Source organism: Enterococcus sp. DIV1206 (genome assembly GCF_051712485.1).
Lineage (GTDB): Bacteria > Bacillota > Bacilli > Lactobacillales > Enterococcaceae > Enterococcus > Enterococcus faecalis.
In genome coordinates this window covers 1,862,020-1,887,192 of the sequence record NZ_JBIOOZ010000001.1, presented here as the reverse complement: position 1 = coordinate 1,887,192, position 25,173 = coordinate 1,862,020, and the positions used below count along the sequence as shown (strand labels likewise).

Genomic DNA, 25,173 nt, shown 5'->3' with positions numbered 1-25,173 from the left:
AGTAGGAGAAGCGATGATTGTTTCAGCAATTGGACAAGGAATGTTATGGGCCTTGTTAGGACTAGGTATCTTTATGACTTATCGTATTTTAAATTTTCCAGATATGACCACAGAAGGTTCATTTCCGTTAGGAGGGGCGGTTTGTGTAACTGCCATTACAACAGGGGTTTCACCATTTGTAGCGACTCTTTTAGGGGTCGGAGCAGGAATGATTGCCGGTTTAGTGACTGGTTTACTATTTACAAAAGGAAAAATTCCAATTATTTTAGCAGGAATTTTAGTGATGTCTGGTTTAAATTCCGTGATTTTATTTGTGATGAAATCGCCAAATAAGTCTTTATTAAACCAACCGAAGATTCAAGATGTTTTTCAAAAAATGGCCTTACCCGATTATTATGATACTATTTTTTTAGGGATTAGTGTTTTGGCTGTGGTAATGATTTTACTGTTATTTTTCTTTAATACTAGTTTAGGACAAGCCTATATTGCGACAGGTGACAATGAAGAAATGGCTCGCTCGATTGGCATTCAAACGGATCGCATGAAAATTTTAGGATTGGTTTTATCGAATGGCTTGATTGGCTTATCTGGCGCTTTGATTGCCCAAAATGATGGATATGCGGATGTAAGTAAAGGAACAGGTGTCATTGTGATTGGCTTGGCTTCACTCATTATTGGTGAAGTACTGTTTGGAGAATTAACGTTTGGTGAACGGCTGATGGCGATTGTTGTAGGGAGTATTATTTATCAACTATTGATTTTATTAGTGATTAAATTAGGCTTTGATACGACGTATTTGAAAATCTTCTCAGCAGTGATTTTAGCAATCTGTTTAATGATCCCACAATTGAAAAAAGCATTACGACTACACGGCTTTTCTGATAAGGGGGGAACGAAATGAAACCAGTTGTTGAATTAAAAAATGCGACAAAAATCATTGATAATGGGATGAATGAAAAAAAAGTGATTTTGGATCATGTGAACTTAGCCATTTATCCTGGGGACTTCATTACTGTTTTAGGTGGAAATGGCGCAGGCAAGAGTACGCTGTTCAATAGTTTAGCAGGAACTTTGACACTAACAGAAGGACAATTTTTAATTGAAGGAGTCAATCGCACCAATCTTTCTGAAGTCAAACGGGCCAAATCTCTAGCGCGTGTTTTTCAAGATCCTAAAATGGGGACAGCACCAAGAATGACTGTGGCAGAAAATTTATTGCTTGCCATGAAACGCGGACAAAAACGTCCCTTAACATTACGGAAGATAAATGAGCAACGCGCCTTGTTTACAAAAATCTGTCAAGAAGTTGGCAATGGCTTGGAAAATCATCTGGATACACCGACAGGTAACCTTTCTGGCGGTCAACGCCAAGCCTTAAGTTTATTAATGGCCACTATCACAAAACCAGAATTATTACTTTTAGATGAACATACTGCTGCCTTAGATCCCAAAACATCCAAGCAGTTGATGCACTTAACGGAACAACGGATTGAAGAAGGGAACTTAACTTGTTTGATGATTACCCATCGAATGGAAGATGCTTTACGATATGGCAATCGTTTAATTGTTTTACAAAAAGGTAAAATTGTTCAAGATTTAAACGCTGCTGAAAAAGCACAATTAACGCTACAAGATTTGTTGCTGTTCTTTGAAGAAGTAGAATAAAAAAACAAGCTCAGAAAATGAGCTTGTTTTTTTATTTTTTGACCAATCGGAAGAGTCGCTTGGGGAAAAAACGTTTGACAATTCGTTCCAGTAACGAGGTCACCATAAAGCCCGCTGCGATAGCTGCAGCAGTAAAGACAACTTTTAAAATCAACTGCAACCCGTCATCAATATTTCCTAACAAAATGCTCCGAACTGCTTGATAGGCAGGGCCTCCTGGTACTAAAGGAACCAAACTCGGAATGTAAAAAATAATCATCGGCATTTTTTTGTAACGGGAAAAAAAGATACTAGCGATCCCTAACCCGAGCGTTCCTAAAAAGTTTGCAAAGGTTTGACTAGCATCAAAAGTTTGCGTTAAGACATAATAAATCATCCAGCCTGTCATGCCAGTAATGCCACAAGCCACCAGTGCTTTACGAGGAATGTTCGTGATAATACCAAACGTCACAGTCGATAAAAAACTAAAGAGAAGATGAAAAATTAGTTCCATTTGAACACTCCTTACATAAATAATTTAAAAATCAAGGCAATCCCTAGGCCAACAGACCCAGCAATAAAAATAGCTTCTGTTCCTCGCGCCGTCCCGCTGATGAGGTGGCCCGCTAAAATGTCGCGAAAAGAGTTCGTAATCGCCACACCTGGAACTAACGGCATTACCGCACCAATAATAATATTATCGATGTTGACTGCTAAGCGAAAATGCACAGCCAAATAGGCCAACAAACCAATGACAAAAGCGGCTGCGAATGAATCGAGGTAAGGAACTTGGAATAACTTTTGGGTAAAAAGATAACTGGCATACCCAATCACGCCAACAAAAAAAGTTGCAATAAAATCTTGCCAAGTGCCACCAAAAATGTACATTAACGTACAACTAACAATTCCGGCTGCTAACAAGCGTAACGAAATTGAAAAAGTGGGGGTATCCGTTTCTAATAGAGTTAAGCGCTGATAAAGCTCTGGTAGAGTAATCTCTTTTTGCGCAAATTCTCTTGATAATTGATTGACAAGGCTAACTTTTTCCAAATTAATCGAGCGCTGGGGGATGTTTTCTAATTGCGTATAATTACTGGAACGAAAGCCTACGAAAATCCCTGTAGCCGTCGTATAACAAACGCTCTCTGGCTCGCCAGCATTTGCAGCAATCCGAGTAATCGTATCTTCGGTTCTATATACTTCAGATCCGCTTTCCAGCATAATTTTTCCAGCTAAAATGCATGTATCAATAATTAATTGTTTTCTTTTTTCGCTATTAACCAAAGGAATGGCTCCTTTCATTTCGAGTTCACTTTTAGTGTATCATTTTTTTTAAGAACTGTACGCAATTTAAAACAGAGATAGAAAAAAAGTGTGATTTTTTACAAAAATGAAACGAATCTTAAGAATAAATGAAAACAAATAAGGAATTAGTAAAAATTATGGGTTAGTTGTAAGAATCTAGGATCTTTCCTTGCATTTTAGTAGGAAACATCCTATCCTAAACATAGAAAAACAAAGGGGTCAATAAAAATGGACAACCAATGGTTACTCTACGGAATTAGCAGTGTCGTATTAATTATTTTAATCAGAAGAACAATCCTATCAGGAAACATCGTATTAAGTTGTTTGTTGGGAGCGATTTTGCTGATTCAAGTAGTGGGAGTAGCTCTCTGTGCTCAGCAGAAAAAGAAAAATGAACATACAAAAGAACTACCTTCTTCTAAAGTACATCAATAGAAGAAGGTAGTTTTCTCTTATAGTAAATCAAATTTTTTCAAGCCATTAACAATGCCATTCTCAGTATTTTTAGTTGAAATAAAGGTGGCTTTTTCTTTTAGTTCTTCTCGCGCATTACCCATGGCAATTCCATAATCACAGGCCTCAAACAGCGCCAAATCATTGATGCCATCACCAAAGGCATAAGTGGGAATGCCGTTTAATCCCAAGGTGTTAAAAAGATTTTTGACACCAGAGCCTTTAGAGACCCCTTTACGAACAATATCAATTGAAAAAGGACCATTGCGATAAAAGGTTAATTCAGGAAATCGCTCATAGTAATATTCATCATCATCGCCATGTTGACTTAAGACCAACATCATGTTGACGGCATCATTCTCATAACCTGTGGGATCAATTTCTGGAACAGCTGAATGAATATAGTCATAGGCTTGTTTCACTGTGCCAGTATGCCCTGTACAAAAAATACGGCGCTCATTGTAAAAAGCCAATTCATGACCACGCTGTTTGACATGTTCATGCAGTGAAACACATTCCTCTGTTGTAAATTCATCTGAATAAATCGTTTTTCCTTCATAATGAATAAATTGCCCGTTCATTACAATCGCTGAGTCAATGCCACTGGCTTTCATAATTGGCTGAATCTCACACAAGGTCCGTCCTGTCGCAATTAAAGGTAAAATTTGATTGTCTTTCAAGGCCGCCACTGCTGCGGTAATCTCAGGAGTAATTTGCGATGTTCCATCTAACAAAGTTCCATCTAAATCAAAAAAAGTAATAGCTTTCATTTTATCCATACCCTAACATCCTCTCTACGCTTGTTATTTTAACAAACTTTTCTGAAAAGACAATGGGTTCCCTTCGTTTTCTTTAAAAGAGCAGGAAAAAAAGTGATTTTTGATGGTTCTGTAAAGGATTTTTGAAGAAATATAGAATCGGTTGGTACAAATTCAATTTTAGAGTATACTACAATAGAGCAGTTTTATGAAAAGTGAATAAGGAGTGAATGAAATGAATATATTAATGATTGAAGACAATGAGTCCGTCTCAGAAATGATGCAAATGTTTTTCTTAAATGAGGGGTGGGAAGCTACCTTTAAAGATGATGGCAAAGAAGGATTGGCGACTTTTCTTGCTTCGCCAGAAAAATGGGACATGATTACGTTAGACTTAAACTTACCTAGTATGGATGGGATGGCTGTTTGTCGTGAAATTCGCAAAGTTTCAGCCAATGTTCCCATTATTATGTTGACCGCTCGTGATTCTGAAAGTGACCAAGTAATTGGCCTTGAAATGGGTGCGGATGATTATGTGACAAAACCATTTAGTCCATTAACTTTGATTGCACGGATGAAAGCTCTACATCGTCGTGCCGAGGTGGCAGAGGCTGCGCATGATACGTCTGAGAATACAGATGAAACGTTTGATGTGATTACGGATCATTTTAAAATGAATACGAAAACACGAGAAACATATTTAGATAATCAATTAATTGAAGGCCTAACACCTAAAGAATTTGATTTGCTATACACTTTAGCAAAAAAACCACGCCAAGTCTTTTCACGCGAACAACTACTAGAATTGGTTTGGGACTATCAATACTTTGGCGATGAACGGACAGTTGATGCCCATATCAAAAAATTACGACAAAAAATTGAAAAAGTGGGTCCTCAAGTCATCCAAACGGTTTGGGGCGTAGGGTATAAATTCGACGATTCAGGTGTTGCTTAATGAAGTATTTGTATCAACAATTACTTGCTTTTATAGGTGTGATTGCTCTGATTATTCTCATTGTTGGAACGTCTTTCACACAATTGACCAAGCGCACAATGCAAGCTAACAACTATGATCAATTATATGGTTATGCAGAATCAGTCATAGAAACAAGGGGATTTTTCACCAATATAGCCGGAGTATCAGAACGAAATGCATTTGCTTATTCATTACAGTTAACTGAGCAAGTGTTACAAAAGCAAGATGTACAATTTGTATTTATTAAAAAGAATCGAGAAGTTCTATACCCAACAATTGATAGCACGAAAAAGTTAGACTTTTCTTTAATTGATAAAAATTGGGATCAAATTATGAAAGGTAACTACGTTTATGCAACAGAAAACGTTGATATTTATGGGGAAAAGAATACCTCAGCCTACGTGATGCTGCCTGTATTTGATAAAAATACTAAAACTCTGCTTGGAGCAATGGTGATTACACAACCTGCCAAAAACGTTGACCGAAGTGTCCAGTCCGTGACACAAAACTTGATTAAAGGCTTTATTTTTTCTGGTGTGATTGCCTTGTTACTAAGCTATCTATTTGCGACTTTCCAAGTGAAACGAATTAATCGGATGCGTAAAGCCACCAAAGAAATTACTAGTGGAAATTTTGATATTCAATTACCGGTCCATGACAAAGATGAATTTGATGACCTAGCAGAAGATTTTAATAAAATGGCCGCGTCTTTAAAAGAATCACAAGAAGAAATCAATCGGCAAGAAGAGCGCCGTCGTCAATTTATGGCGGATGCCTCTCATGAAATGCGGACGCCTTTAACAACTATTAATGGCTTGTTAGAGGGATTGCAGTATAATGCTATTCCTGAAAATCAAAAAGAGAATGCGATTAAACTGATGCAAAATGAGACCGCTCGCTTGATTCGCTTAGTCAATGAAAATCTTGATTATGAAAAAATTCGGACCAACCAGATTCAAATTGTTGTGAAGAAGTTCAACGGAACAGAAGCTTTAGAAAATATTGTGACTCAACTAACGGCCAAAGCTGAAGCCGCCGGTAATCAATTGTATTTAGACACCACCGAACCAATTGATGTGTATGCCGATTATGATCGTTTCGTTCAAGTAGTTGTCAATATTGTTCAAAATGCCATCCAATTTACTGAAAATGGCGAAATTCATATTGCTTTAGAAAAAGGCTATTTAGAAACCATTGTCCGTATTTCTGATACAGGAATCGGCATGACGGAAGAGCAAATTCTGAATATCTGGGATCGTTATTACAAAGTAGATCCATCCCGTAAAAATACGAAATATGGAGAATCAGGATTAGGCTTACCAATCGTTCAACAATTGGTCCGCTTGCATAAAGGAAAAATTAATGTTGAGAGTGAACTTGGTAAAGGCACCACGTTTATTATTTCATTTCCTGATGTTGAAATTACTGAAAACTAAAGAAAACGTCTGGTCACAATCAGTGCCAGACGTTTTTTTAGTTTAATAACGCATGTAGAGACAGGGGCTGCACATAGGGACTATCAATAATTTGTGGATCTTTTGTCAGAAATAGCAAGCGCTTGTTTCTTTTTTGAACTGCTATTTTTAATTGAGGTAAAATTTCTTGACGTTGTCCAATCGTTAATGAAGAAAAGATGTCATCAATCACTAACGTACTTGTTTTTGAAAGCAAAAGTTGTATTATGCGCATTTTAATTTTTTCAAAAGTCGTAAAAGAAGTAAAGGAACGACCAAGTAAGGCAGGTTCTAATTGGAACACCTGGAAAGCTTCGGCTAGAACTACTTTTCGATCCCGTTCTTTGATCGTACTAGCGATAAATAAATTTTCTTCTAATGGCAAGTAGGGCAGAAAGGTTTCACTAGAAGAAAGCCTAGTAATGGTTAGTTGATTTGTTTGGAAAAAATCGGCCAATGCGAGTTCTTGTTCTGGAGCAGAATAAATGATTCCATAAACTTCTCGCAAAGCTAACGCGTCGAATGAGGATTTTTTTTCGGTTGTTTTTTTGAATGATGGTGTGACATTCATAGAAAATCCCTCCCTTATTTCTGATGTGTGCGTAAATAAATCAACGTGAAAGGAGTCCCGCAAACAAGAGGAATGCCAAGCAAGATTAAGCAGTTAACAAAGCAATTACGGATTGTATAAAGCGACTGCATACTTTTAAAATCAAAAGAAAACGCTTGGATCGTTTGAATCCCTAAATGCTGGATATTTGTAATCGTGACATCCTGGTCGGTACTTTTAGCTAAAAATGCTGGAGTTTCCAAATGAGACCACTGTAAAATAGCATCACGGGCAGCCCAAAGAACAGTATTATACGTTTCTTGAAACATTAAAGTGAAAAGTAAAAAACTGAAAATTCCTAATAGAGCCGGTAAACATAACTCTAGTAAGAGCTGTTTGGTGACATACATATTTGAAAAGTGCATGTGATACCATGTATGTATTTCTTCCTTTTTTATGCGTAATGTCACATACATCAACAGAAGAAAAGTAACACCAAAGAAAATGACACTACCTAGATAGAGGTGCCAATAGTATTGGATCAGTTGGTAATGGTAACTAGTTTGTTTTTCAATATCGACAAAGTCTGGCATCGTTCGTAAAAACTCTTTTTCAAAATCAATTAAGTTAAACAGCCCAGTCAATAAGAAAGAGAACAGGAAGAAGAAGAGTGCAGTGATTAACGTGATTTTTTTATGATAAAAACTACTAGCTGTAGCGTAACGGACACTTCTCATCAACTTTCACCTCTCTAAACTATCTTTAGTATAGTGAAATAATATGAATTAATTATGAAAAAGTAGCAAAAAAGCTTGAGCAAATTGCTCAAGCTTTTTGAAGATTTATTTACCAGTTTTTTGATAGCCTTGATAACTGTCAGTGTGATATTCATCAACGGTTGATTTATTATTGTTTTTACTGTAAACACTCGTTGATTTTTCACCTTTTTCTTTTTCAATTGCTTCCAGTTGTTGCAATTGGTTCTTGTAATCATAGTCTTCTGGGTTAACTGGTTTTAAGCCGCTATTGGTATAGAAACGAAGCAAGTCGCCGTTAGTAATTTGGTCAGACGTTTCTAATTGTTTCGTCGCTTTGGCTTTTAAATCAGCGACTTCTTTCTTAACTTCTTCGGTTGGCTCTGTAATTAAAGTGCCTGTTTTAGTATCGTAAATGCTAGAACCTAAAATAGTATATTTAGGTGTTACAACATTGCCGTTGCGGAAAGCAACGATTTGATTGTGTTGTTTAGAGAATAAATCTTGGCCTAACTGAATGTAGTTTTTCGTATCGACACCAAGCAAGTGTAGAAGGGTTGGTAAGGCATCAACTTGGCCGCCATACGTATGGTTCACACCGCCATTTTCTTGACCAGGAACGTGAATCATATAAGGAACACGTTGCATATTGGCGTTGTCAAAATCGTTCCAATCTGCTTTGGTTTTACCTACTAATTCTGCTAAGTTTTGGTTTCTTGAATTAGAAACCCCATAGTGATCGCCATAAAGAACAATGACTGAGTTTTCATAGAGACCTGAAGATTTCAAGTAGTTAAAGAATTCTTCGACCGCTTTATCTAAATAATTCGCTGTTGCAAAGTAACCATTAATTGTTTCGTCAGAGGTTTTTGCAATTGGGAATCCTGCTTCATCGTTTGTAAATTGAGAATAAGGATAATGATTGGATACAGCAATAAATTTAGAATAGAACGGTTGTTGTAAATGTTCTAAATATTGAACGGATTGATTAAAGAATGGTTTATCGTGTAACCCATATTGGAATGAGTTATCTGAATTAACATCATAATAACTAGCATCAAAGAAATAGTCATAGCCTAAACGTTTATAGGTTTCATTCCGATTCCAGAAGTTACCGGCATTTCCGTGGAAAGCAGCGCTAGTGTAACCTTGCGTTTGTTTTAAAATATCGGGTGCTGCTTCAAACGTATTTTTCCCACCAACTTGTGTAAAGAGTGAACCTTGGTCTAAACCAAATAGTGAATTTTCAAGTAACGTTTCGGCATCACTTGTTTTTCCTTGACCAACTTGGTGGAAGAAGTTATCAAAGCTAAAGGTACTTTTACTATTGTAAAGACTATTGATAAATGGTGTGACTTCGTGTTCTACGCCATTTTCATCTTTTAATTTGTAATTAACTAAAAATTGTTGGAAACTTTCTAAATGGATATAAATTACATTTTTGCCTTTTGCAATACCAAACTTACTATCATCGGGTGCCGCATATTGTTGTTTCACGTAATCTTCAACTTGTTTCATATCGTTAGCACTAGCTTCGGCACGGACTTGGTTTGTTTGGTAAGTTGTAATGCCATCGTACACGGTAAAGGCATTTAAGCCTAAGAATTTCACGATATAGTCACGAGAGAATTGACGTCCTAATAATTGGGGACGTTCTGTTTCAGCCATAAATAGATTGAATAAGAAAAAGACAACAGAAAGGAGTGTGACAGAGACTGCTACACGTGCGCGGACTGGACGCGCATCTGTTTTAATTTTTTTCGTTAATAATAATACGCCAATAATAATGAAGTCTAAGAAATAAATGACGTCATAAGGTCTAAAGAGACGTAAGGCACTTTCGCCAAGACCGCTAGCTACTTTGCCAGCACCAAGCATCGTATTAACTGTGATGAAGTCAGTAAATTCTCGATAATACACGACATTTGAGAAGAGCAGTAAACTCATCAAGAAGTAAATAATCATCATTGTAATATAAGAAGCTTTTTTACGGCGAACATACAAAGCGATGGCTAATAAAAAGACCGTTGTGGCAATTGGATTAATTAAGAGTATGAAATACTCGTTAATATTTTCCAAACGTAAATGGAAATCAACGGCGTACGCAAAGAGGTTTTTTAGCCACAGTAAGATGGCGATTAGCGAGAATAACCCCAGTCGCGTGTTCAAAATATTTGTTTTAAATAATTTTTTCAAAATAAACGTCCTTTCTAAACGATGATTCTATAAAAGTAAAATTAGGTAAATTTCGTATTTTACAATATCGCTTTAATTTTACTCTTTCACAAATTTTATGTCAATTCTTACCGAAGTGAGGAATGGGGATGTTAAAGAAAACTTACTATTTCCTTAAACTTTTTAGTTCGTTAAATGACGTGAAGCTTGAATCCTTTAAAGACAGATGGGCCTTTTTTTGCTATACTAGATAGGACTTTGAAAAGTAGGTGTACAGAATGAAACTTCAAGTAACTAAAAAAGCAGAACATAAATTTAAAAAAGGATATCCTTTAATTCAGAAAGAAGATTTGCAACAAGTGCCAGCGCCGTTACCAACAGATTGGCTTACTTTGATTGATAGTAAAGGCCAGTGTTTAGCTGAAGGATATTTAGGCGAACAAAATAAAGGAATTGGTTGGTTGCTGTCATGGCATGGACCAATTAATCAATCTTTTTTTCAACAACTCTTTGAAATAAGTCGTGAGAAGCGGACGTCTTTTGAAAAGGATTCGCTGACAACCGCTTATCGATTATTTAATGGAGAAGGAGATGGCATTGGGGGTCTAATCATCGATCGCTATGCAGATTACGCCGTTTTTTCATGGTATAATGAAACCCTTTATCAGAAAAAAGCCGAACTTTTGACGGCGTTTCGCACAGTTTACCCTGATATTATTGGTGCCTACGAAAAGATTCGCTTTTCCACAAAAGATTTACCCGAATCACAGTTTTTGTATGGCGAACAAGCACCCGAGCCATTACTTGTCACTGAAAATGGCGTTCAATTTGCTACCTATTTAAACGAAGGATTAATGACAGGCATCTTTTTAGATCAAAAAGAAGTTCGTGGTCGATTAGTAGATGGTTTTGCAGTAGGTAAAACAGTCTTAAATATGTTTAGTTATACAGGTGCTTTTTCAGTAGCTGCCGCTATGGGAGGTGCCGTGGCCACCACTAGTGTGGATTTAGCTAAACGAAGCTTACCGAAAACGACTGAGCAATTTGAAGTCAATCATTTAAATCTTGCCCCGCAAAAGATTATTGTCATGGATGTTTTTGACTACTTTAAATATGCTTCACGTAAAGGCTTGAGCTATGACATGATCATTTTGGATCCGCCAAGTTTTGCTCGTAACAAAAAGAAAGTTTTTTCCGTTGCTAAAAATTATGGGGAGCTAGTGAAAGATTCTATTGATATTTTAACGGATAAGGGAACGCTTATTGCCTCAACCAATGCGGCAAATTTATCCTTAGCCAAATATAAAAAAATGGTGATTACTGCCTTGCAAGAGAAAAATGTTCGTTACAAGATTACGGACACGTATCAATTACCGGCAGACTTTCAAGTGAATCCTAATTTTCCAGAAGGTAATTACTTAAAAGTCCTGTTTATCGAAATTGAAAAATAATTTTTTACACCAAGCAAAAGTCCCAGCGCCGCTAATCGGCATTGGGACTTTTGCTTGGTGTTTATTTTATAGTAACTTTTGGGCTTTTTGGGTATTTGCAAAATGCAGCTTCGCGTAGTTCGCTAATAAGTCTAGGCCGCCTTTTTTCAAAATACGGGCGGCTACTTGGTCTGATTTGCTGCCAGCACCAGAGGGCACAGAGAAACCCAATTCTGCAGATTCTTTGTCTAACTCTTCTAAAAAAGCAGCGCGGCTAATAATAGAGGCGGCAGCAACGGCAACATGATACTGCTCTCCTTTAGTGACGAAGAACAATTTTTCAGTGACTTGATTTTTTTCATTACGAACATATTTCCGATAGTTATTTTCAGGGGTGAATTGGTCAATCAAAATCCCTTCTGGCTTTGTGGGAGCCAACTCTTGTAGCAACAGATAAATCGCTTGGTTATGCAAAGCGACTTTCATGTGTACAGCATTGTAGTTTGGTTGGATCTCATTGTATTTTTTTGGTTCAACGATTAATAACTTGTAAGGAATCAGTTCTTTAATGACATGTGACAATTGAATAATTTGTGGGTCGGTTAATTCTTTGGAATCACGAACACCCAATGCTTTTAGTTTGCTAATCATGCTTTTGTCAACATAGGCAGCACAGACAGTTACTGGACCAAAATAGCTACCATTACCGACTTCATCGGAACCTATCACAGACCAGTTGCCAAAATCAGCAGGCAGCGTTGTAGTCTGGGGGGACACTTTTTTCTTTGGTGTGGTACTCGTTCCTTCCCAACGAGCGGCCTCTTTTTCAGCTTGAGGTCCCTGAAACATGACTTTACCTGATTGATAAGCAGTGATGGTAGTGGTACCAACCTTGGCCACAAAGACAGTATAAGGGACCGTTTTATTTAAACGATTGGGTTGATAAACAGTGGTCATCTCTGCTAATGTTTTTTTACTAACTTTAATTACGTGATTCTGTGCCATCAATTGTTCCTCATTTCTTGATATTTCTTCTTTACTATAGTAAAGGAAAAACAAGTAAATGAAAAGGTTTTGCGTTAGCTTGTTCCTGAAAATGACAATGTTTAGGAAATGTATAATTTTTTTCTATAGTTGGACGCTAGTTGTTATCTAAATTTTTATTCAGTGCTATACTGTGGGAGAGAAGGAGACGATGAAAGAGTCGACTAGAACAAGGGGTGATGTGTTTGAGAAGAAAAAAAGAAATGCAAGAAAATGAACCAATAGCAGTGACTGCTAACGCGGAACGCTATTATCCAGAAGATAAACAAGGCTTGACGGCCGCACAAGTTGAAGAAAGACAGCGAAAAGGCTTAGTCAATGCCGCCGTCGACACAGAGTTTATCACAACGAAACAGATTGTTATTAATAACGTATTTACGTATTTCAACTTAATTTTTGTGGTACTAGGTGTGTTATTAATGCTGGTACAATCTTATAAAAATATGACCTTTTTGCCAGTAGTAATCATTAATACGGTCATTGGAATTTACCAAGAAATTAAGTCGAAGAAAGTATTAGATAGCTTAAATATTCTAAATGCTACAAAAGTAACCGTTGTGAGGGATGGCCAAGAACAAGAAATTTCGCCAGATGAACTGGTTTTGGACGATGTGGTGCTCTTTAAATCGGGTGAACAGATTTCTGGGGATGCAATTGTCTTATCTGGTGAAGTCCGTGTGAATGAATCCTTGTTAACCGGGGAATCTGATGAGATTACCAAAGTAGCAGATAGCCAACTTTTGTCAGGTAGCTTTATTGTGTCAGGTTCTTGTTATGCAAGAATTGATAAAATTGGCGCTGAGGCCTATGTTCATCAATTAACGCTTGAAGCGAAATCAATTAAAAAAGGGGAACAATCAGAGATGGTCGGTTCCATTAACCGTTTGGTGAAATGGGTAGGGATTATTATTATTCCAATCGGCTGTGTTCTATTTTTCCAAAGTTATTTCATCAACCATCAAGGGCTTCATGACAGCATTGTCTCCATGGAAGCTGCCTTGATTGGGATGATTCCAGAAGGGTTGTACCTTTTAACAACCGTTGCATTAGCTGCCAGCACAATGCGCTTAGCGAAGCGCGGCGTTTTATTGCACAACATGAAAAGTATCGAATCCTTAGCACGTGTTGATGTGTTATGTGTAGATAAAACAGGAACAATTACTGAAAACACGATGGAAGTCCAAGAGTTGGTTCCTGTGGTGAGTATCGAAAATGATGGTACAGACTTAACCAATGTCGAAAAATTAATTGGCGATTTTTGCCGAACAATGTCAGCTGACAATGATACGATGAAAGCGATGAAAGAATTTTTTGTTACTAATAATCAGAGGGAAGCCGTTAGCTATACCTCGTTTTCGTCTGTCGAAAAATTTAGTAGCGTGACTTTCCCAGAAGCGACGTATATTCTTGGGGCGCCAGAGATGATTTTGAGAGACAATTATGAAATGTATCAATCTGAAGTGGAACATTATACAAGTCAAGGCTATCGCTTATTGGTGTTCGGAAAGTATTTAGGAGAATTTCAGGAAACGTTGACAGCAGAGGTTCAACCTCTAGGCTACATTCTTCTTTGGAATCCGATTCGTAAAGAAGCCAAAGCAACTTTTGAATATTTCGCTGAACAAAATGTGGCTATTAAGGTCATTTCTGGTGATAATCCTTTAACAGTATCCAATGTAGCACAAGCGGCAGGCATTATTGGTGCTGAAAATTATGTGGACGCGCGAACATTAACTACAATGGAAGCCCAGACAGAAGCTTTAGAAAAATACACCGTTTTTGGTCGTGTCACGCCAGAACAAAAGAAACAATTTGTACTATTGTTGAAAAAATTAGATCATACAGTGGCGATGACAGGGGATGGAGTCAATGATATTTTAGCCATGAAAGAAGCAGATTGTAGTATTGCCATGGCTTCAGGAAATCAAGCTACAGCACAAGCCTCGCAAGTTGTGTTGTTAGATTCTGATTTTTCAACGATGCCGGAGGTTGTCTTTGAAGGCCGCCAAGTAGTTAATAACATTGAACGCTCTTCAAGTTTATTCCTTGTAAAAAATATTTTTTCCTTGCTGATGTCTGTCTTTGCTATGATTTTTGCCGTGACATATCCTTTACAACCGACACAAGTCACATTGATTAGTTTATTTACAATTGGGATTCCTTCGACATTTCTAGCTTTGGAACCAAATCATCGTCGCATTGAAGGGAAATTTCTTTTCAATGTGTTATCAAAAGCAATTCCTGGTGGGTTAACGGATATGTTGGTAGTCGGTGCCTTACTAATTTGTGGTGATATTCTTGCACTTCAAAAAACGGACATTTCAACGACTGCAACATTGTTGCTAGTTTCAGTCGGCTTTATGGTTCTTTATAAAATTAGTTCACCAATGAATCGTTACCGCAAGCGCGTAATGATTGGCTGTTTAATCGGAATGGTTATTACAAGTATTTCCATGAAAAACTTATTCTCGTTAACTTCGGTATCGCCAACAGCCTTGTTACTTTTAGCCATTCTTTTCTTTGCAGCAGACTCAACTTTCCAACATTTATCAACCATTTCTGAAAAAGTTCAATTATGGTTTTATAAGAAAAGACATTAGGAGCAAAACACCGAGCCAAAATTATTTTGGTTCGGTGTTTTTTGTTTTTTATTGTTGGGAAAAATAAAAACACTTGTACCTAGTTAATCCTTGATAGTATAAACCTAACCAATTATTTTAGATAGGAAGGATTGAATAAAAATGAAAAAAAGAAGTTTTGTCTATTGGGGAATGTTTTTCATTCTTTTGTCGACGCTGATAACGCCTTTTCTGAAACTTGAAACAGGATATGCGCAAACGGAACCAACTAGTACCAGTGAAACCAATCAAACTTCTGCTACGCCAAATGTAGTGCCGCGTAAGCAAGTAGGCAACATTGTGACAGCGATTCAGCTAACGGACAAAGAGGGAAACCCACTTGGGACCATTAATCAATATACAGACATCTACCTCCGAATTGAGTTCAACTTACCGGATAATACCGTTAATAGTGGGGATACGAGTGTGATTACTTTACCCGAAGAGCTACGTCTCGAGAAAAATATGACCTTTAATGTAGTAGATGATACAGGTGCTGTGGTTGCAATTGCACAGACCGATGTAGCAAATAAAACGGTCACGTTAACGTATACAGATTACGTAGAAAACCATGCCAATATTAGTGGGTCTTTATATTTTACAAGTTTGATTGATTTCGAAAATGTCGAAAATGAATCCAAGATTCCTATTTACGTCACGGTTGAAGGGGAAAAAATATTTGCTGGCGATCTTGATTACCAAGGTGAAGGCGATGATGTTAACGAAAAATTTAGCAAGTATTCGTGGTTTATCGAAGACGATCCAACCGAAATTTACAATGTACTACGGATTAATCCAACAGGGCAAACGTATACTGATTTAGAAGTGGAAGATGTGCTAAAAACAGCAAGTTTAAGTTATATCAAAGACACTATGAAAATTGAACGAGGACAATGGAAACTGGATGGAAACGCTATTTGGCAGTTCACGCCAGAGGAAGATATAACTGGTCAGTTGGCTGTCCAGTATGGTCCTGATGACCGTAATTTTTCGGTGCATTTTGGCAATATTGGGACTAACGAATATCGTATCACCTATAAAACCAAAATCGATCATCTTCCCGAAAAAGGTGAAACCTTCACAAATTATGCAAAATTAACAGAAAATCAAACGGTGGTGGAAGAAGTCGAAGTGAGTCGTGTCTCACAAACGGGTGGTGGAGAAGCCAATGGTGAACAATATGTTGTTGAAATTCATAAAGAAGATGAAGCAGGCCAGCGTTTAGCAGGTGCAGAGTTTGAACTCATTCGTAACTCAACCAATCAAACAGTGGCCAAAATCACAACAGATCAAAACGGAACAGCGATTGTTAAAGGCTTGTTAAAAGATAACTATACTTTAGAAGAAACCAAAGCACCTACCGGTTACCAACTTTCGCAAAACAAGATTCCAATAACGCCTGAAGACTTTGGTAAAAACTTAGTTGCACTGAAAACTGTTGTGAATCATAAGATTTCATATCAACCAGTCGCTGCTTCATTTTTAGCTGGAAAAGTTCTTTTAGGAAAACCACTGAAGGATGCTGAATTTCAATTTGAATTGTTAGATGAGAAAGGCACAGTACTAGAAACGGTTAGTAACGATACTTTAGGGAAAATTCAATTTTCACCATTAACCTTTGAAACTCCTGGAAACTATCAATACACCATTCGGGAAGTAAACACGCAACAGGCAGGTGTTTCCTACGATACGCACAACCTTCAAGTTCAAGTAACCGTCGAGGCGCTTTTAGGAAATCTTGTGGCGACTACTCAGTATGATGGAGGTCAAGTATTTACTAATCACTATACGCCAGAAAAACCTATAGAGGGTACCACACCACCAACGAGTGGGACAACAGATACTACCACGAATTCAACCACAGAAACTACTTCAATAACCATTGAAAAACAGGCGATTCGTAATAAAGAATTGCCAAAAACAGGAGAAACAAAAGAAAACGCGTTTCTTTTCTTAGGTAGCCTTCTTTTGATTCAAGGAGTATTTATCTATTTTAAAACGAAAAAATAATCGCTTAGATAGTTTCAGTAATCGAGACAAAATGTGCAAATTTCGAGAGATTTAGCTTGTTCATTTGAGTTTGGAATGGTTCTGTGCTATACTATCTTTAGCGTAATGATACTAGTTGGGAGTGAGCGGATTTCTGCTCACTCTTTTTGATGGAAAAGTCATCAGGACACGGTTCGTTACATCAATCTCGAAGGAGGCGAAAATTTTGAGTAGTGCTGTGGAAACTGTAACAAAGTTAGTCACACCAATCTTAGAAGAACAAAATTTTGAACTTGTGGAAGTAGAGTTTGTTAAGGAAGGAAAAAATTGGTTTTTACGAGTATTTATCGATAAAGAAGGTGGCATTGATATTGAGGAATGTGCCTTTGTCAGCGAAAAATTAAGTGAAAAACTAGATGCAATGGATCCAGATCCAATTCCGCAAGCGTACTTTCTGGAAGTTTCTTCTCCGGGAGCAGAACGTCCGTTAAAGAAAGAAAGCGATTATGAACAAGCGGTAGGCAAGTACATTCATATTTCTCTTTATCAAGCAGTTGATGGAGAAAAACAGATTGAAGGTACCTTAGTCCATCTTGATTCAGAACAATTAACATTAAGTGTAAAAATTAAAACCAGAGTGAAGGAAATGACTTTTGAACGTAAAAATATCGCAAAAGCTCGTTTAGCCATTCAATTTTAATCAACAGACTCGAAGGTAAAAAAGGGTCCACTAAAAGTTTTACTTTTAGCTAGGCCTGTGACAAGTTTTAACGAGAAGTTTTTCCCTTGGAAGAAGAACCACTCGTTCAGCTTTAACGAATCCATAGGAGGAAAAGAAAAACAATGAGCAAAGAAATGTTAAATGCATTAGACGTATTAGAAGCTGAAAAAGGGATTCCTAAAGATACGGTGATTGAAGCGTTACAAGCAGCTTTAGTTTCTGCATATAAAAGACATTATGGACAAGCAAGCAACGTCGAAGTTGAATTTGAACCAAAAAAAGGCAATATTCACGTATATGCTGTCAAAGAAGTAACAGAAGAAGTATTTGATTCACAACTGGAAGTTTCATTAAAAGATGCCGTTGCATTAAATGGGGCATATGAAATCGGCGACAAAATTCGTTTTGAGGTTACGCCAAAAGACTTTGGCCGCATTGCTGCCCAAACAGCAAAGCAAGTAATTTTACAACGTGTCCGTGAAGCAGAAAGAACAATTATTTATAATGAATTTAGCGAATACGAAAATGACATCATGCAAGGAATTGTTGAACGTCAAGATCGTCGTTATATTTATGTAAACTTAGGCAAAATCGAAGCAGTCTTATCAAAACAAGATCAAATGCCAAATGAATTTTACCAACCGCATGATCGGATTAAAGTTTACGTATCACGTGTTGAAAACACATCAAAAGGCCCACAAGTTTTTGTAAGCCGTAGTCATCCAGATTTACTAAAACGTCTTTTTGAACAAGAAATTCCAGAAGTTTATGATGGAATTGTTGAAATCGTAAGCGTCGCTCGTGAAGCTGGCGATCGTTCAAAAGTAGCCGTTCGTTCAACAGATCCTAATATTGACCCAGTGGGTACCTGTGTTGGTCCAAAAGGCCAACGTGTCCAAGCGATTGTGAATGAATTAAAAGGCGAAAATATGGATATTGTGGAATGGAACGAAGATCCAGCTATTTATATTAGTAATGCCTTGAATCCAGCTCAAGTATTAGATGTTATTTTTGATCCAGAAAATAGCAAAGCATGTACAGTCGTTGTACCTGATTATCAATTGTCATTAGCAATTGGTAAACGTGGTCAAAATGCGCGCTTAGCTGCTAAATTAACGGGCCATAAAATTGATATCAAATCAGAATCTGATATGGCTGAATTTTATGAACAACAAGCCAATCAAGAAGTTGCCGAAGTTGCAGAAGAAATGGATGAAGCAATTATCCATTCAGATATGACGGCAGATGATTACGAAAACTTGGCTGCTGAAGAAGCAGTTGTTGAAGCAGAAATTACAGAAGAATTACCTGAACAAGAATAACGTTTTTGGAGGGTGAAAAAATGAAAAAGAGAAAAATTCCAATGCGTAAATCGGTTGTTTCAGGCGAAATGAAACCGAAAAAAGAATTAGTCAGAATTACTCGCTCCAAAGAAGGCGAAGTGGCCTTAGATCCAACTGGTAAATTACCTGGACGTGGCGCTTACGTTGATTTGGATCCTGCGGAAGTCCAAAAAGCTTGGGATAAAAAAATTCTTGATCGTGTCTTAGAAACAAAATTAAGTGATGAATTTTATCAAGAACTATTGGATTATGTAACACATCAAAAAGCCCGCAAAGAGTTGTTTGGCGATGGAAAATAAAACCAAAATTTTGAACCTTTTAGGTTTAGCAATGCGCGCCGGTAAATTAGTCACAGGCGAGGAATTAACCCTTAAAGATATTCGTGCAAACAAAGCGAAATTTGTGTTTGTTGCGCAAGATGCCAGTGAGAATACTAGAAAGAAAATCAAGGACAAAAGTTCTTATTATAATGTTCCTGTTAGCGAACTGTTCAGTCAATTCGAGCTCAGCCAAGCGATTGGGCGACCACGAATGGTTATCGGAGTAACTGATGCAGGATTTGCCACCAAAATCAAGGAATTACTAAAAGGTTAGGAAGGTGATTGCATGGGAAAAAAAAGAATTTATGAACTAGCAAAAGAAATGAATAAAGCAAGCAAAGACGTTGTCGATAAAGCGCATCAATTAGGTATGGATGTTAAAAACCATATGGGCGCAATTAGTTCCGAGCAAGAAACAAAGCTTCGTCAAGCATTCGGAGGAGGAAGTACCGTAAATACTCAATCAAAAGCAACAAACAACCAAAAGCAACAAACAACACAAAATAAACCAGCCAATAAGAAACCAATGAACAATAAACCTGGTGAACAAAGAAATAATCAAAATCGTCCAAACAATCAATCAACGAATGGACAACAAAGAAATAACCAAAATCGTCACGGCCAAAGCAACACACAAAACCGTAGCAATCAAACAAATACAAACAATCAAAACCGCAATACCCAAAACAATAACGGTTCTACAACGAATCAAAATCGGACCAGCCAAAATAACAATGGCGGGAACAACCAAAATCGTGGCGGCCAAAACCGTAACAACAATTTTGGTGGCGGTCAAAATCGTAATAACCGGAATAACTTTAATAACCAAAACCGCAATCGTTTCAATAAAAAAGGGAAAAAAGGCAAACATCAACAAGAATCAGCGAAGCCAGCAGTACCAGCACGTAAATTCCGTGAATTACCAGATGTTTTAGAATATACAGAAGGTATGAACGTGGCGGATATTGCGAAAAAAATCCACCGCGAACCAGCGGAAATCATCAAAAAATTATTTATGATGGGTGTCATGGTTAACCAAAACCAAGCCTTAGATAAAGATACAATTGAATTATTAGCTGTGGACTATGGCATGGAACCGCAAGAAAAAGTTCAAGTTGATATTGCGGACATTGATAAATTCTTCGAACCAGAAGCAGTTGTTGAAGAAAACTTAACTACACGTCCCCCTGTTGTCACAATCATGGGACACGTAGACCACGGGAAAACAACATTATTAGATACATTGCGCCATTCTCGTGTGACTTCAGGTGAAGCAGGCGGTATCACGCAGCATATTGGTGCCTATCAGTTAGATATTGATGGCAAACCAATTACGTTCTTAGATACACCAGGACATGCGGCCTTTACAAGTATGCGCGCGCGTGGTGCCAGCATCACTGATATTACCATCTTAGTTGTTGCAGCGGACGATGGAGTAATGCCACAAACAATCGAGGCGATTAACCATGCCAAAGCGGCAAAAGTGCCAATTATTGTAGCAGTTAACAAAATTGATAAGCCTGGTGCGAACCCTGATCATGTGAAACAAGAATTAAGTGAACATGAATTAATTCCTGAAGAGTGGGGCGGAGATACGATTTTCGTCAATATTTCAGCGAAATTCAATCAAAACATTGATGAGCTATTGGAAAATATTTTATTGATTGCTGAAGTAGAAGACTTAAAAGCTGATCCAACGCAAAAAGCAATTGGAACAGTGATTGAAGCGCGCTTGGATAAAGGTAAAGGTCCGGTTGCGACATTACTCGTTCAACAAGGAACTTTACATGTTGGTGATCCAATCGTTGTTGGTAATACTTACGGACGTGTTCGTGTGATGACCAATGACATGGGCCGCCGTGATAAAGAAGCAGGACCCGCAACTCCTGTAGAAATTACCGGATTAAATGATGTTCCTCAAGCGGGTGATCGTTTTGTGGTCTTTGAAGATGAAAAAACAGCACGTCAAGCAGGGGAAGAACGGGCTAAACGTGCGTTGCTTGAACAACGTTCAGCAAGTAGCCGTGTGACATTGGATAACTTATTTGAAAGTCTAAAAGAAGGCGAATTAAAAGAAGTTAATATCATTGTCAAAGCAGACGTACAAGGATCTGCCGAAGCCGTTTCAGCAAGTTTACAAAAAATTGATGTAGAAGGCGTTCGTGTGAAAATTGTTCACGCGGCAGTTGGGGCCATCAATGAAAGCGACGTAACTTTAGCTGCAGCAAGTAATGCGATTATTATCGGCTTTAACGTTCGCCCAACACCACAAGCAAAACAACAAGCAGAACAAGAAGAAGTTGATATTCGTTTACACCGTATTATCTATAAAGCCCTAGAAGAAATCGAAACAGCGATGAAAGGGTTATTAGATCCAGAATTTGAAGAAAAAATTACGGGTCAAATGACGGTTCGTGAATTGTACAAAGTATCTAAAGTTGGCACAATCGCTGGCTGTTATGTTACAGAAGGCTTTATTCGCCGCGATAGTGGCGTGCGTGTCATTCGTGATGGTATTGTTATTTATGAAGGTAAATTAGCAAGCTTGAAACGCTTTAAAGATGACGTGAAAGAAGTCAAACTTGGTTTTGAATGTGGCGCTATGATTGAAAACTTCAATGATTTACGTGTAGATGATGCGATTGAAGGCTTCATTATGGAAGAAATCAAACAATAATTTTAGTAATTGGAGGAAGACACTATGGCAAATTATCGTGACCGTCGTGTAGGTCAAGAAATCATGCGTGAAGTGAATGATATCTTGAACAAACGCATCAGAGATCCACGCGTCCAAGGCATCACTATTACAGATGTTCGTGTGACCGGTGATTTACAACAAGCAACGATTTATTACAGCTTGTTATCTGATTTAGCTTCCGAACAACAAAAAGCTCAACAAGGCTTAGACAAAGCCAAAGGACTGATTCGTAAAGAATTAGGACAACGGTTAACCTTGTATAAAACACCAGAGTTGATTTTTGAAAGAGACGAATCTGTCCAATACGGAAATCACATTGATGAGTTGATTCGTAAGTTGAATCAAGGTGAATAATTAAAAAGAAAAAGCACACCAGACGAATGGTGTGCTTTTTCTTTTCATGATTTCTTGATAAAATAGTCATGGAGGTGCAAAAATGAAAAGAATTGTTGTTTTCTATAAAAATGGAGATCGTTATTTAAAAGAAATGGGTTCAGGCAAGAGTTCCCTGTACTTTTTTCTTTTCTTCTTTGTACTACATAGTATGCGGGAACATATTATTCAGTTCATCGGATTTTGGCCGTCATTTATATTCGTCCTTATACTTGTCCCCAATCTTATGCTTGGCGTTGGACATATTAACCATTGGTACAAAAACCGCTCTTGAATTTTCCAGAATACTTTTAAGCATGGAACAAAATCCTTATTGATTTTGTTCCATGCTTTTTAAGTTAACCCAGTATTTAATACCACCACAGAATAATCCCTAAATTCAAAAATCCGTCCTTTATAAAGATAAGTGGCGCCATACTTTTGTCGATAGTACGTAATCACATTTTTTAATGTTTCAACATCGATTTCCAAAAATTCAGCACAAGAATAATGGTTGCTTAAGCCAGCTTCAGAGCAACGAATTAAATCGTCTAATGTAACTAATTGCTCTAAGGCCACATTACGGGCTTTCAACTCTTGCTTCCGATTTTCTGTACAATTTTGATTTAAAATAGTGCCAACGGATGTTTGATAATGCCCGTATTCCTCGGCTAAAATGTTCTTCTTTTGACGGGTACTCAATGTTTTTTCAATATAAATTTTGCCATTTCGATACAACCCATAACAACCTGTTTGATTGTATAAATCAATTTCTAAAACCGTCACATCCTTTTGAATGGAACTGACGAGTTTTTCATAATCATTCACTTTACCATTCACCTGCCATTACTTAATAAAAAGAGTAGATGGGAAGTTAATCCTCTTTTTTGTCAGAAGAAATCGATTGTTGATATTTGGCATCAATTTCATCCAAGTAATCGTGAATTTTCTCGATTTCTTCTTTTGAAAATATCTTTTCTGGATCCCCAGCGTGGGCAGCCAGTGTCATTTCGTCACGGCGAGGGAATGAGAGAATTTCTGCTTGCGTTTGTTGTTCGTGTAATTGTTGTTCGGCAAATTGATAAACGATGGCTTGTCGTTGGGGTTCTAATTTTTTATAAATGCGGTCGATAGTTGAGGCATTTTTTTCCATGGGAACCTCTTGTCCCATCAACCAGGCCTCATTAATATCTAATGCATCTGCAATGCGATAAACTTTGTCTTGTTTTGCTTCGTAACGACTAGCTAGCCAATCGCTGATCGAAGATTTACCGATGCCAGTTTTTTTCGCTAATTCACTAGGTTTGATGTTCTTGGCTGTTAAAGCCTCTTTTAAACGGATAGCAAAAATGTTCATATTTCCGAACCTCCTATTGCCTCAAAGTATACTATACCTGTTTAGAGAAGGCAAGTAACAATCGCAATTAAATTTAGCAGTTCATAAAACCGAACTTATGAGTTGACAGTGAAAATATTTGATGCTAAGATAGAGCCATTCAAATGTTCGGTTAACTGAACTAATTTTTTTGAACACTTTGTTCGGAAAACCGTATTTTGGTGGAAAGGGTGAAGAAATGAGTCGGAATTATAAAAAAACGTTGTCGGATATGTTACTTTTAGCAATTATTTTATTAATAAGCAGTGTCTCAATAAAAATTGGGGTCATCGTGATTGGTATGATTGGCCTCATGGAATTACTAACAGAGTAACAATAATTTAGTCAAAAGGAGAGAAGCGGATTGGCAGAACGACGCATGTTTGCAAAAACGATTATTGATAGTGATGCGTTTTTAGATATGCCTTTATCAAGTCAGGCCCTGTATTTTCATTTAGCGATGCGTGCCGATGATGATGGATTTATCAATAATCCCAAAAAATTGCAGCGAATGGTTGGTTGTGGGGAAGACGATCTAAAATTGCTAATGGTTAAAAAATTTATTCTAGTATTTGAAAGTGGTGTAATCGTTATCAAACATTGGAAAATTCATAATTATATTCGCAGTGATCGTTACAAACCAACCTTGTATCAAGAAGAGAAAAATCAGATTGTTGAAAAAAATAGCAAAGCTTATACGTTTAAAGTAGAATCGTCTGTCAGTGGTCAACCAGCTGACTACCAACGGTTACCACAGGAAAGCATAGGCCAGTCTAAGTTAGGTCAGAGTCAAGGTAGTAGTTCGGAAAACGATTGTTTAAAGACGATTTATCATTTTTATGAGGAAAACGGCTTTGGTACACTGGCCTCAAAAACAAGCCAAGATTTTAAGTATTGGTTGCAAGATTTTATACAAAAAGGGGCTAGCCAAGAGGAAGCATGCCAATTAATCTTGCATGCTTTAGGAATTGCCGTCGATCGAAATAAACGGAATTACGGCTATGTAAATGCTATTTTGAAAAGTTGGGAGCAACAAAATTATTTATCCGTACATGAAGTTCTAGTAAATGATAAAAAACAAGTGTTGGAGCATACGCCGCAAATGACAGAAGAATATCAAGAGTTAGGTTTTTAAAGAAAGCCTAATGGTAATAAGTCAAGATATAAATTTTAAAATATGAGTTAGATTTTGA

26 protein-coding genes are annotated in these 25,173 nt (G+C 37.4%); 17 read left to right on the top strand and 9 right to left on the bottom strand.

What is annotated here, in order from left to right; translation table 11 throughout:
* Positions 1-13 precede the first annotated feature (13 nt).
* Positions 14-901 (top strand): ABC transporter permease, encoded by an 888-nt coding sequence (locus tag IGK86_RS09200; protein WP_010713483.1) that lies wholly within the window; start codon positions 14-16, stop codon positions 899-901.
* A complete protein-coding gene (locus IGK86_RS09195; RefSeq protein WP_002357878.1) occupies positions 898-1,665 on the top strand; it encodes an ABC transporter ATP-binding protein in 768 nt (255 codons plus the stop codon). The genes IGK86_RS09200 and IGK86_RS09195 overlap by 4 nt, the downstream gene beginning before the upstream one ends.
* Before the next feature lie 31 nt (positions 1,666-1,696).
* Here the strand turns inward: IGK86_RS09195 and IGK86_RS09190 are convergent, their stop codons facing one another.
* Together IGK86_RS09190 and IGK86_RS09185 are read right to left on the bottom strand one after the other, a co-directional pair.
* Complete coding sequence (locus tag IGK86_RS09190) at positions 1,697-2,158, bottom strand: threonine/serine exporter family protein (RefSeq protein WP_438742356.1); 462 nt, start codon at positions 2,156-2,158, stop codon at positions 1,697-1,699.
* 11 nt (positions 2,159-2,169) lie between these two features.
* Positions 2,170-2,946, bottom strand: a complete 777-nt coding sequence (locus IGK86_RS09185) for a threonine/serine exporter family protein (RefSeq protein ID WP_002404495.1) — start codon at positions 2,944-2,946, stop codon at positions 2,170-2,172.
* 231 nt (positions 2,947-3,177) lie between these two features.
* On the opposite strand from IGK86_RS09185, the gene IGK86_RS09180 reads away from it, so the two are divergent.
* Positions 3,178-3,384: a hypothetical protein gene (locus tag IGK86_RS09180; RefSeq protein WP_002357875.1), complete on the top strand. Its 207-nt coding sequence runs from the start codon at positions 3,178-3,180 to the stop codon at positions 3,382-3,384.
* Between the two features lie 17 nt (positions 3,385-3,401).
* Here IGK86_RS09180 and IGK86_RS09175 read toward each other — a convergent pair whose 3' ends face one another.
* The gene (locus tag IGK86_RS09175) at positions 3,402-4,181 is read right to left on the bottom strand and encodes a Cof-type HAD-IIB family hydrolase (protein WP_002363786.1); all 780 of its coding nucleotides are present in this window, start codon (positions 4,179-4,181) and stop codon (positions 3,402-3,404) included.
* A gap of 214 nt (positions 4,182-4,395) precedes the next feature.
* Here IGK86_RS09175 and IGK86_RS09170 point away from each other — a divergent pair, with 214 nt between their 5' ends.
* Complete coding sequence (locus IGK86_RS09170; protein WP_002381953.1) at positions 4,396-5,115, top strand: response regulator transcription factor; 720 nt, start codon at positions 4,396-4,398, stop codon at positions 5,113-5,115.
* Positions 5,115-6,572, top strand: coding sequence for a sensor histidine kinase (locus tag IGK86_RS09165; protein WP_002363787.1), 1,458 nt, complete (start codon positions 5,115-5,117; stop codon positions 6,570-6,572). Before IGK86_RS09170 ends, IGK86_RS09165 begins: the two co-directional genes overlap by 1 nt.
* Positions 6,573-6,609: 37 nt before the next feature.
* On the opposite strand, the gene IGK86_RS09160 is transcribed toward IGK86_RS09165, so the two are convergent.
* The 3 genes from IGK86_RS09160 to IGK86_RS09150 all read right to left on the bottom strand — a co-directional run bounded on the left by IGK86_RS09160 (position 6,610) and on the right by IGK86_RS09150 (position 10,091).
* Positions 6,610-7,161 carry a hypothetical protein gene (locus IGK86_RS09160; protein ID WP_016617228.1) on the bottom strand — a complete coding sequence of 184 codons (552 nt, stop codon included), beginning with the start codon at positions 7,159-7,161 and terminating at the stop codon, positions 6,610-6,612.
* Positions 7,162-7,175: 14 nt separating this feature from the next.
* A complete protein-coding gene (locus IGK86_RS09155) occupies positions 7,176-7,877 on the bottom strand; it encodes a hypothetical protein (RefSeq protein ID WP_002357870.1) in 702 nt (233 codons plus the stop codon).
* 105 nt (positions 7,878-7,982) lie between these two features.
* Positions 7,983-10,091, bottom strand: coding sequence for an LTA synthase family protein (locus IGK86_RS09150; RefSeq protein WP_002357869.1), 2,109 nt, complete (start codon positions 10,089-10,091; stop codon positions 7,983-7,985).
* Between the two features lie 257 nt (positions 10,092-10,348).
* Here IGK86_RS09150 and IGK86_RS09145 point away from each other — a divergent pair, with 257 nt between their 5' ends.
* Positions 10,349-11,521 (top strand): class I SAM-dependent rRNA methyltransferase, encoded by a 1,173-nt coding sequence (locus tag IGK86_RS09145; RefSeq protein WP_016617229.1) that lies wholly within the window; start codon positions 10,349-10,351, stop codon positions 11,519-11,521.
* 66 nt (positions 11,522-11,587) lie between these two features.
* Here IGK86_RS09145 and rnhC read toward each other — a convergent pair whose 3' ends face one another.
* Positions 11,588-12,505, bottom strand: coding sequence for a ribonuclease HIII (rnhC, locus tag IGK86_RS09140; protein WP_010816463.1), 918 nt, complete (start codon positions 12,503-12,505; stop codon positions 11,588-11,590).
* A 218-nt stretch (positions 12,506-12,723) separates the two neighbouring features.
* On the opposite strand from rnhC, the gene IGK86_RS09135 reads away from it, so the two are divergent.
* From IGK86_RS09135 to IGK86_RS09095, 9 genes are all read left to right on the top strand, one after another.
* Positions 12,724-15,144, top strand: a complete 2,421-nt coding sequence (locus tag IGK86_RS09135) for a cation-translocating P-type ATPase (RefSeq protein ID WP_002393199.1) — start codon at positions 12,724-12,726, stop codon at positions 15,142-15,144.
* 141 nt (positions 15,145-15,285) lie between these two features.
* Positions 15,286-17,172, top strand: coding sequence for an Ig-like domain-containing protein (locus tag IGK86_RS09130; RefSeq protein WP_016617895.1), 1,887 nt, complete (start codon positions 15,286-15,288; stop codon positions 17,170-17,172).
* Between the two features lie 205 nt (positions 17,173-17,377).
* A complete protein-coding gene (gene rimP / locus IGK86_RS09125; RefSeq protein ID WP_002357863.1) occupies positions 17,378-17,851 on the top strand; it encodes a ribosome maturation factor RimP in 474 nt (157 codons plus the stop codon).
* A 143-nt stretch (positions 17,852-17,994) separates the two neighbouring features.
* On the top strand, positions 17,995-19,194 hold the full coding sequence (nusA, locus tag IGK86_RS09120; protein ID WP_002357862.1) for a transcription termination factor NusA: 1,200 nt from the start codon (positions 17,995-17,997) through the stop codon (positions 19,192-19,194).
* 20 nt (positions 19,195-19,214) lie between these two features.
* Positions 19,215-19,514, top strand: coding sequence for an RNase P modulator RnpM (gene rnpM, locus IGK86_RS09115; RefSeq protein WP_002363794.1), 300 nt, complete (start codon positions 19,215-19,217; stop codon positions 19,512-19,514).
* Entirely contained in the window at positions 19,504-19,809 is a 306-nt protein-coding gene (locus tag IGK86_RS09110) for a YlxQ-related RNA-binding protein (RefSeq protein WP_002357860.1), read from the top strand. Before rnpM ends, IGK86_RS09110 begins: the two co-directional genes overlap by 11 nt.
* 12 nt (positions 19,810-19,821) lie before the next feature.
* Complete coding sequence (gene infB, locus IGK86_RS09105; protein WP_016617232.1) at positions 19,822-22,212, top strand: translation initiation factor IF-2; 2,391 nt, start codon at positions 19,822-19,824, stop codon at positions 22,210-22,212.
* 24 nt (positions 22,213-22,236) lie between these two features.
* A complete protein-coding gene (gene rbfA / locus IGK86_RS09100) occupies positions 22,237-22,587 on the top strand; it encodes a 30S ribosome-binding factor RbfA (protein ID WP_002360497.1) in 351 nt (116 codons plus the stop codon).
* 82 nt (positions 22,588-22,669) lie between these two features.
* Positions 22,670-22,900: a hypothetical protein gene (locus IGK86_RS09095; protein WP_010715121.1), complete on the top strand. Its 231-nt coding sequence runs from the start codon at positions 22,670-22,672 to the stop codon at positions 22,898-22,900.
* Positions 22,901-22,959: 59 nt separating this feature from the next.
* Here IGK86_RS09095 and IGK86_RS09090 read toward each other — a convergent pair whose 3' ends face one another.
* Both IGK86_RS09090 and IGK86_RS09085 read right to left on the bottom strand, forming a co-directional pair.
* The gene (locus IGK86_RS09090) at positions 22,960-23,445 is read right to left on the bottom strand and encodes a toxin-antitoxin system toxin component (RefSeq protein WP_016617233.1); all 486 of its coding nucleotides are present in this window, start codon (positions 23,443-23,445) and stop codon (positions 22,960-22,962) included.
* Between the two features lie 34 nt (positions 23,446-23,479).
* Positions 23,480-23,962: a helix-turn-helix domain-containing protein gene (locus IGK86_RS09085; protein WP_016617234.1), complete on the bottom strand. Its 483-nt coding sequence runs from the start codon at positions 23,960-23,962 to the stop codon at positions 23,480-23,482.
* Positions 23,963-24,131: 169 nt separating this feature from the next.
* Here IGK86_RS09085 and IGK86_RS09080 point away from each other — a divergent pair, with 169 nt between their 5' ends.
* Positions 24,132-24,314, top strand: coding sequence for a hypothetical protein (locus IGK86_RS09080; protein WP_050443818.1), 183 nt, complete (start codon positions 24,132-24,134; stop codon positions 24,312-24,314).
* 45 nt (positions 24,315-24,359) lie between these two features.
* Entirely contained in the window at positions 24,360-25,115 is a 756-nt protein-coding gene (locus tag IGK86_RS09075; RefSeq protein ID WP_016617236.1) for a DnaD domain protein, read from the top strand.
* The last annotated feature ends 58 nt before the right edge of the window (positions 25,116-25,173 follow it).

Coding starts and splice junctions, on each gene's coding strand:
- IGK86_RS09075 (WP_016617236.1), top strand. CDS start 24,360: ATGTTTGCAAAAACGATTATTGATAGTGATGCGTTTTTAGATATGCCT.
- IGK86_RS09110 (WP_002357860.1), top strand. CDS start 19,504: ATGGAAAATAAAACCAAAATTTTGAACCTTTTAGGTTTAGCAATGCGC.
- IGK86_RS09170 (WP_002381953.1), top strand. CDS start 4,396: ATGAATATATTAATGATTGAAGACAATGAGTCCGTCTCAGAAATGATG.
- IGK86_RS09130 (WP_016617895.1), top strand. CDS start 15,286: ATGAAAAAAAGAAGTTTTGTCTATTGGGGAATGTTTTTCATTCTTTTG.
- IGK86_RS09200 (WP_010713483.1), top strand. CDS start 14: ATGATTGTTTCAGCAATTGGACAAGGAATGTTATGGGCCTTGTTAGGA.
- rnpM (WP_002363794.1), top strand. CDS start 19,215: ATGAAAAAGAGAAAAATTCCAATGCGTAAATCGGTTGTTTCAGGCGAA.
- IGK86_RS09160 (WP_016617228.1), bottom strand. CDS start 7,161: ATGAATGTCACACCATCATTCAAAAAAACAACCGAAAAAAAATCCTCA.
- IGK86_RS09195 (WP_002357878.1), top strand. CDS start 898: ATGAAACCAGTTGTTGAATTAAAAAATGCGACAAAAATCATTGATAAT.
- rbfA (WP_002360497.1), top strand. CDS start 22,237: ATGGCAAATTATCGTGACCGTCGTGTAGGTCAAGAAATCATGCGTGAA.
- IGK86_RS09095 (WP_010715121.1), top strand. CDS start 22,670: ATGAAAAGAATTGTTGTTTTCTATAAAAATGGAGATCGTTATTTAAAA.
- rnhC (WP_010816463.1), bottom strand. CDS start 12,505: ATGGCACAGAATCACGTAATTAAAGTTAGTAAAAAAACATTAGCAGAG.
- IGK86_RS09185 (WP_002404495.1), bottom strand. CDS start 2,946: ATGAAAGGAGCCATTCCTTTGGTTAATAGCGAAAAAAGAAAACAATTA.
- IGK86_RS09180 (WP_002357875.1), top strand. CDS start 3,178: ATGGACAACCAATGGTTACTCTACGGAATTAGCAGTGTCGTATTAATT.
- IGK86_RS09155 (WP_002357870.1), bottom strand. CDS start 7,877: ATGAGAAGTGTCCGTTACGCTACAGCTAGTAGTTTTTATCATAAAAAA.
- nusA (WP_002357862.1), top strand. CDS start 17,995: ATGAGCAAAGAAATGTTAAATGCATTAGACGTATTAGAAGCTGAAAAA.
- infB (WP_016617232.1), top strand. CDS start 19,822: ATGGGAAAAAAAAGAATTTATGAACTAGCAAAAGAAATGAATAAAGCA.
- IGK86_RS09085 (WP_016617234.1), bottom strand. CDS start 23,962: ATGAACATTTTTGCTATCCGTTTAAAAGAGGCTTTAACAGCCAAGAAC.
- IGK86_RS09135 (WP_002393199.1), top strand. CDS start 12,724: ATGTGTTTGAGAAGAAAAAAAGAAATGCAAGAAAATGAACCAATAGCA.
- IGK86_RS09175 (WP_002363786.1), bottom strand. CDS start 4,181: ATGGATAAAATGAAAGCTATTACTTTTTTTGATTTAGATGGAACTTTG.
- IGK86_RS09190 (WP_438742356.1), bottom strand. CDS start 2,158: ATGGAACTAATTTTTCATCTTCTCTTTAGTTTTTTATCGACTGTGACG.
- IGK86_RS09145 (WP_016617229.1), top strand. CDS start 10,349: ATGAAACTTCAAGTAACTAAAAAAGCAGAACATAAATTTAAAAAAGGA.
- IGK86_RS09165 (WP_002363787.1), top strand. CDS start 5,115: ATGAAGTATTTGTATCAACAATTACTTGCTTTTATAGGTGTGATTGCT.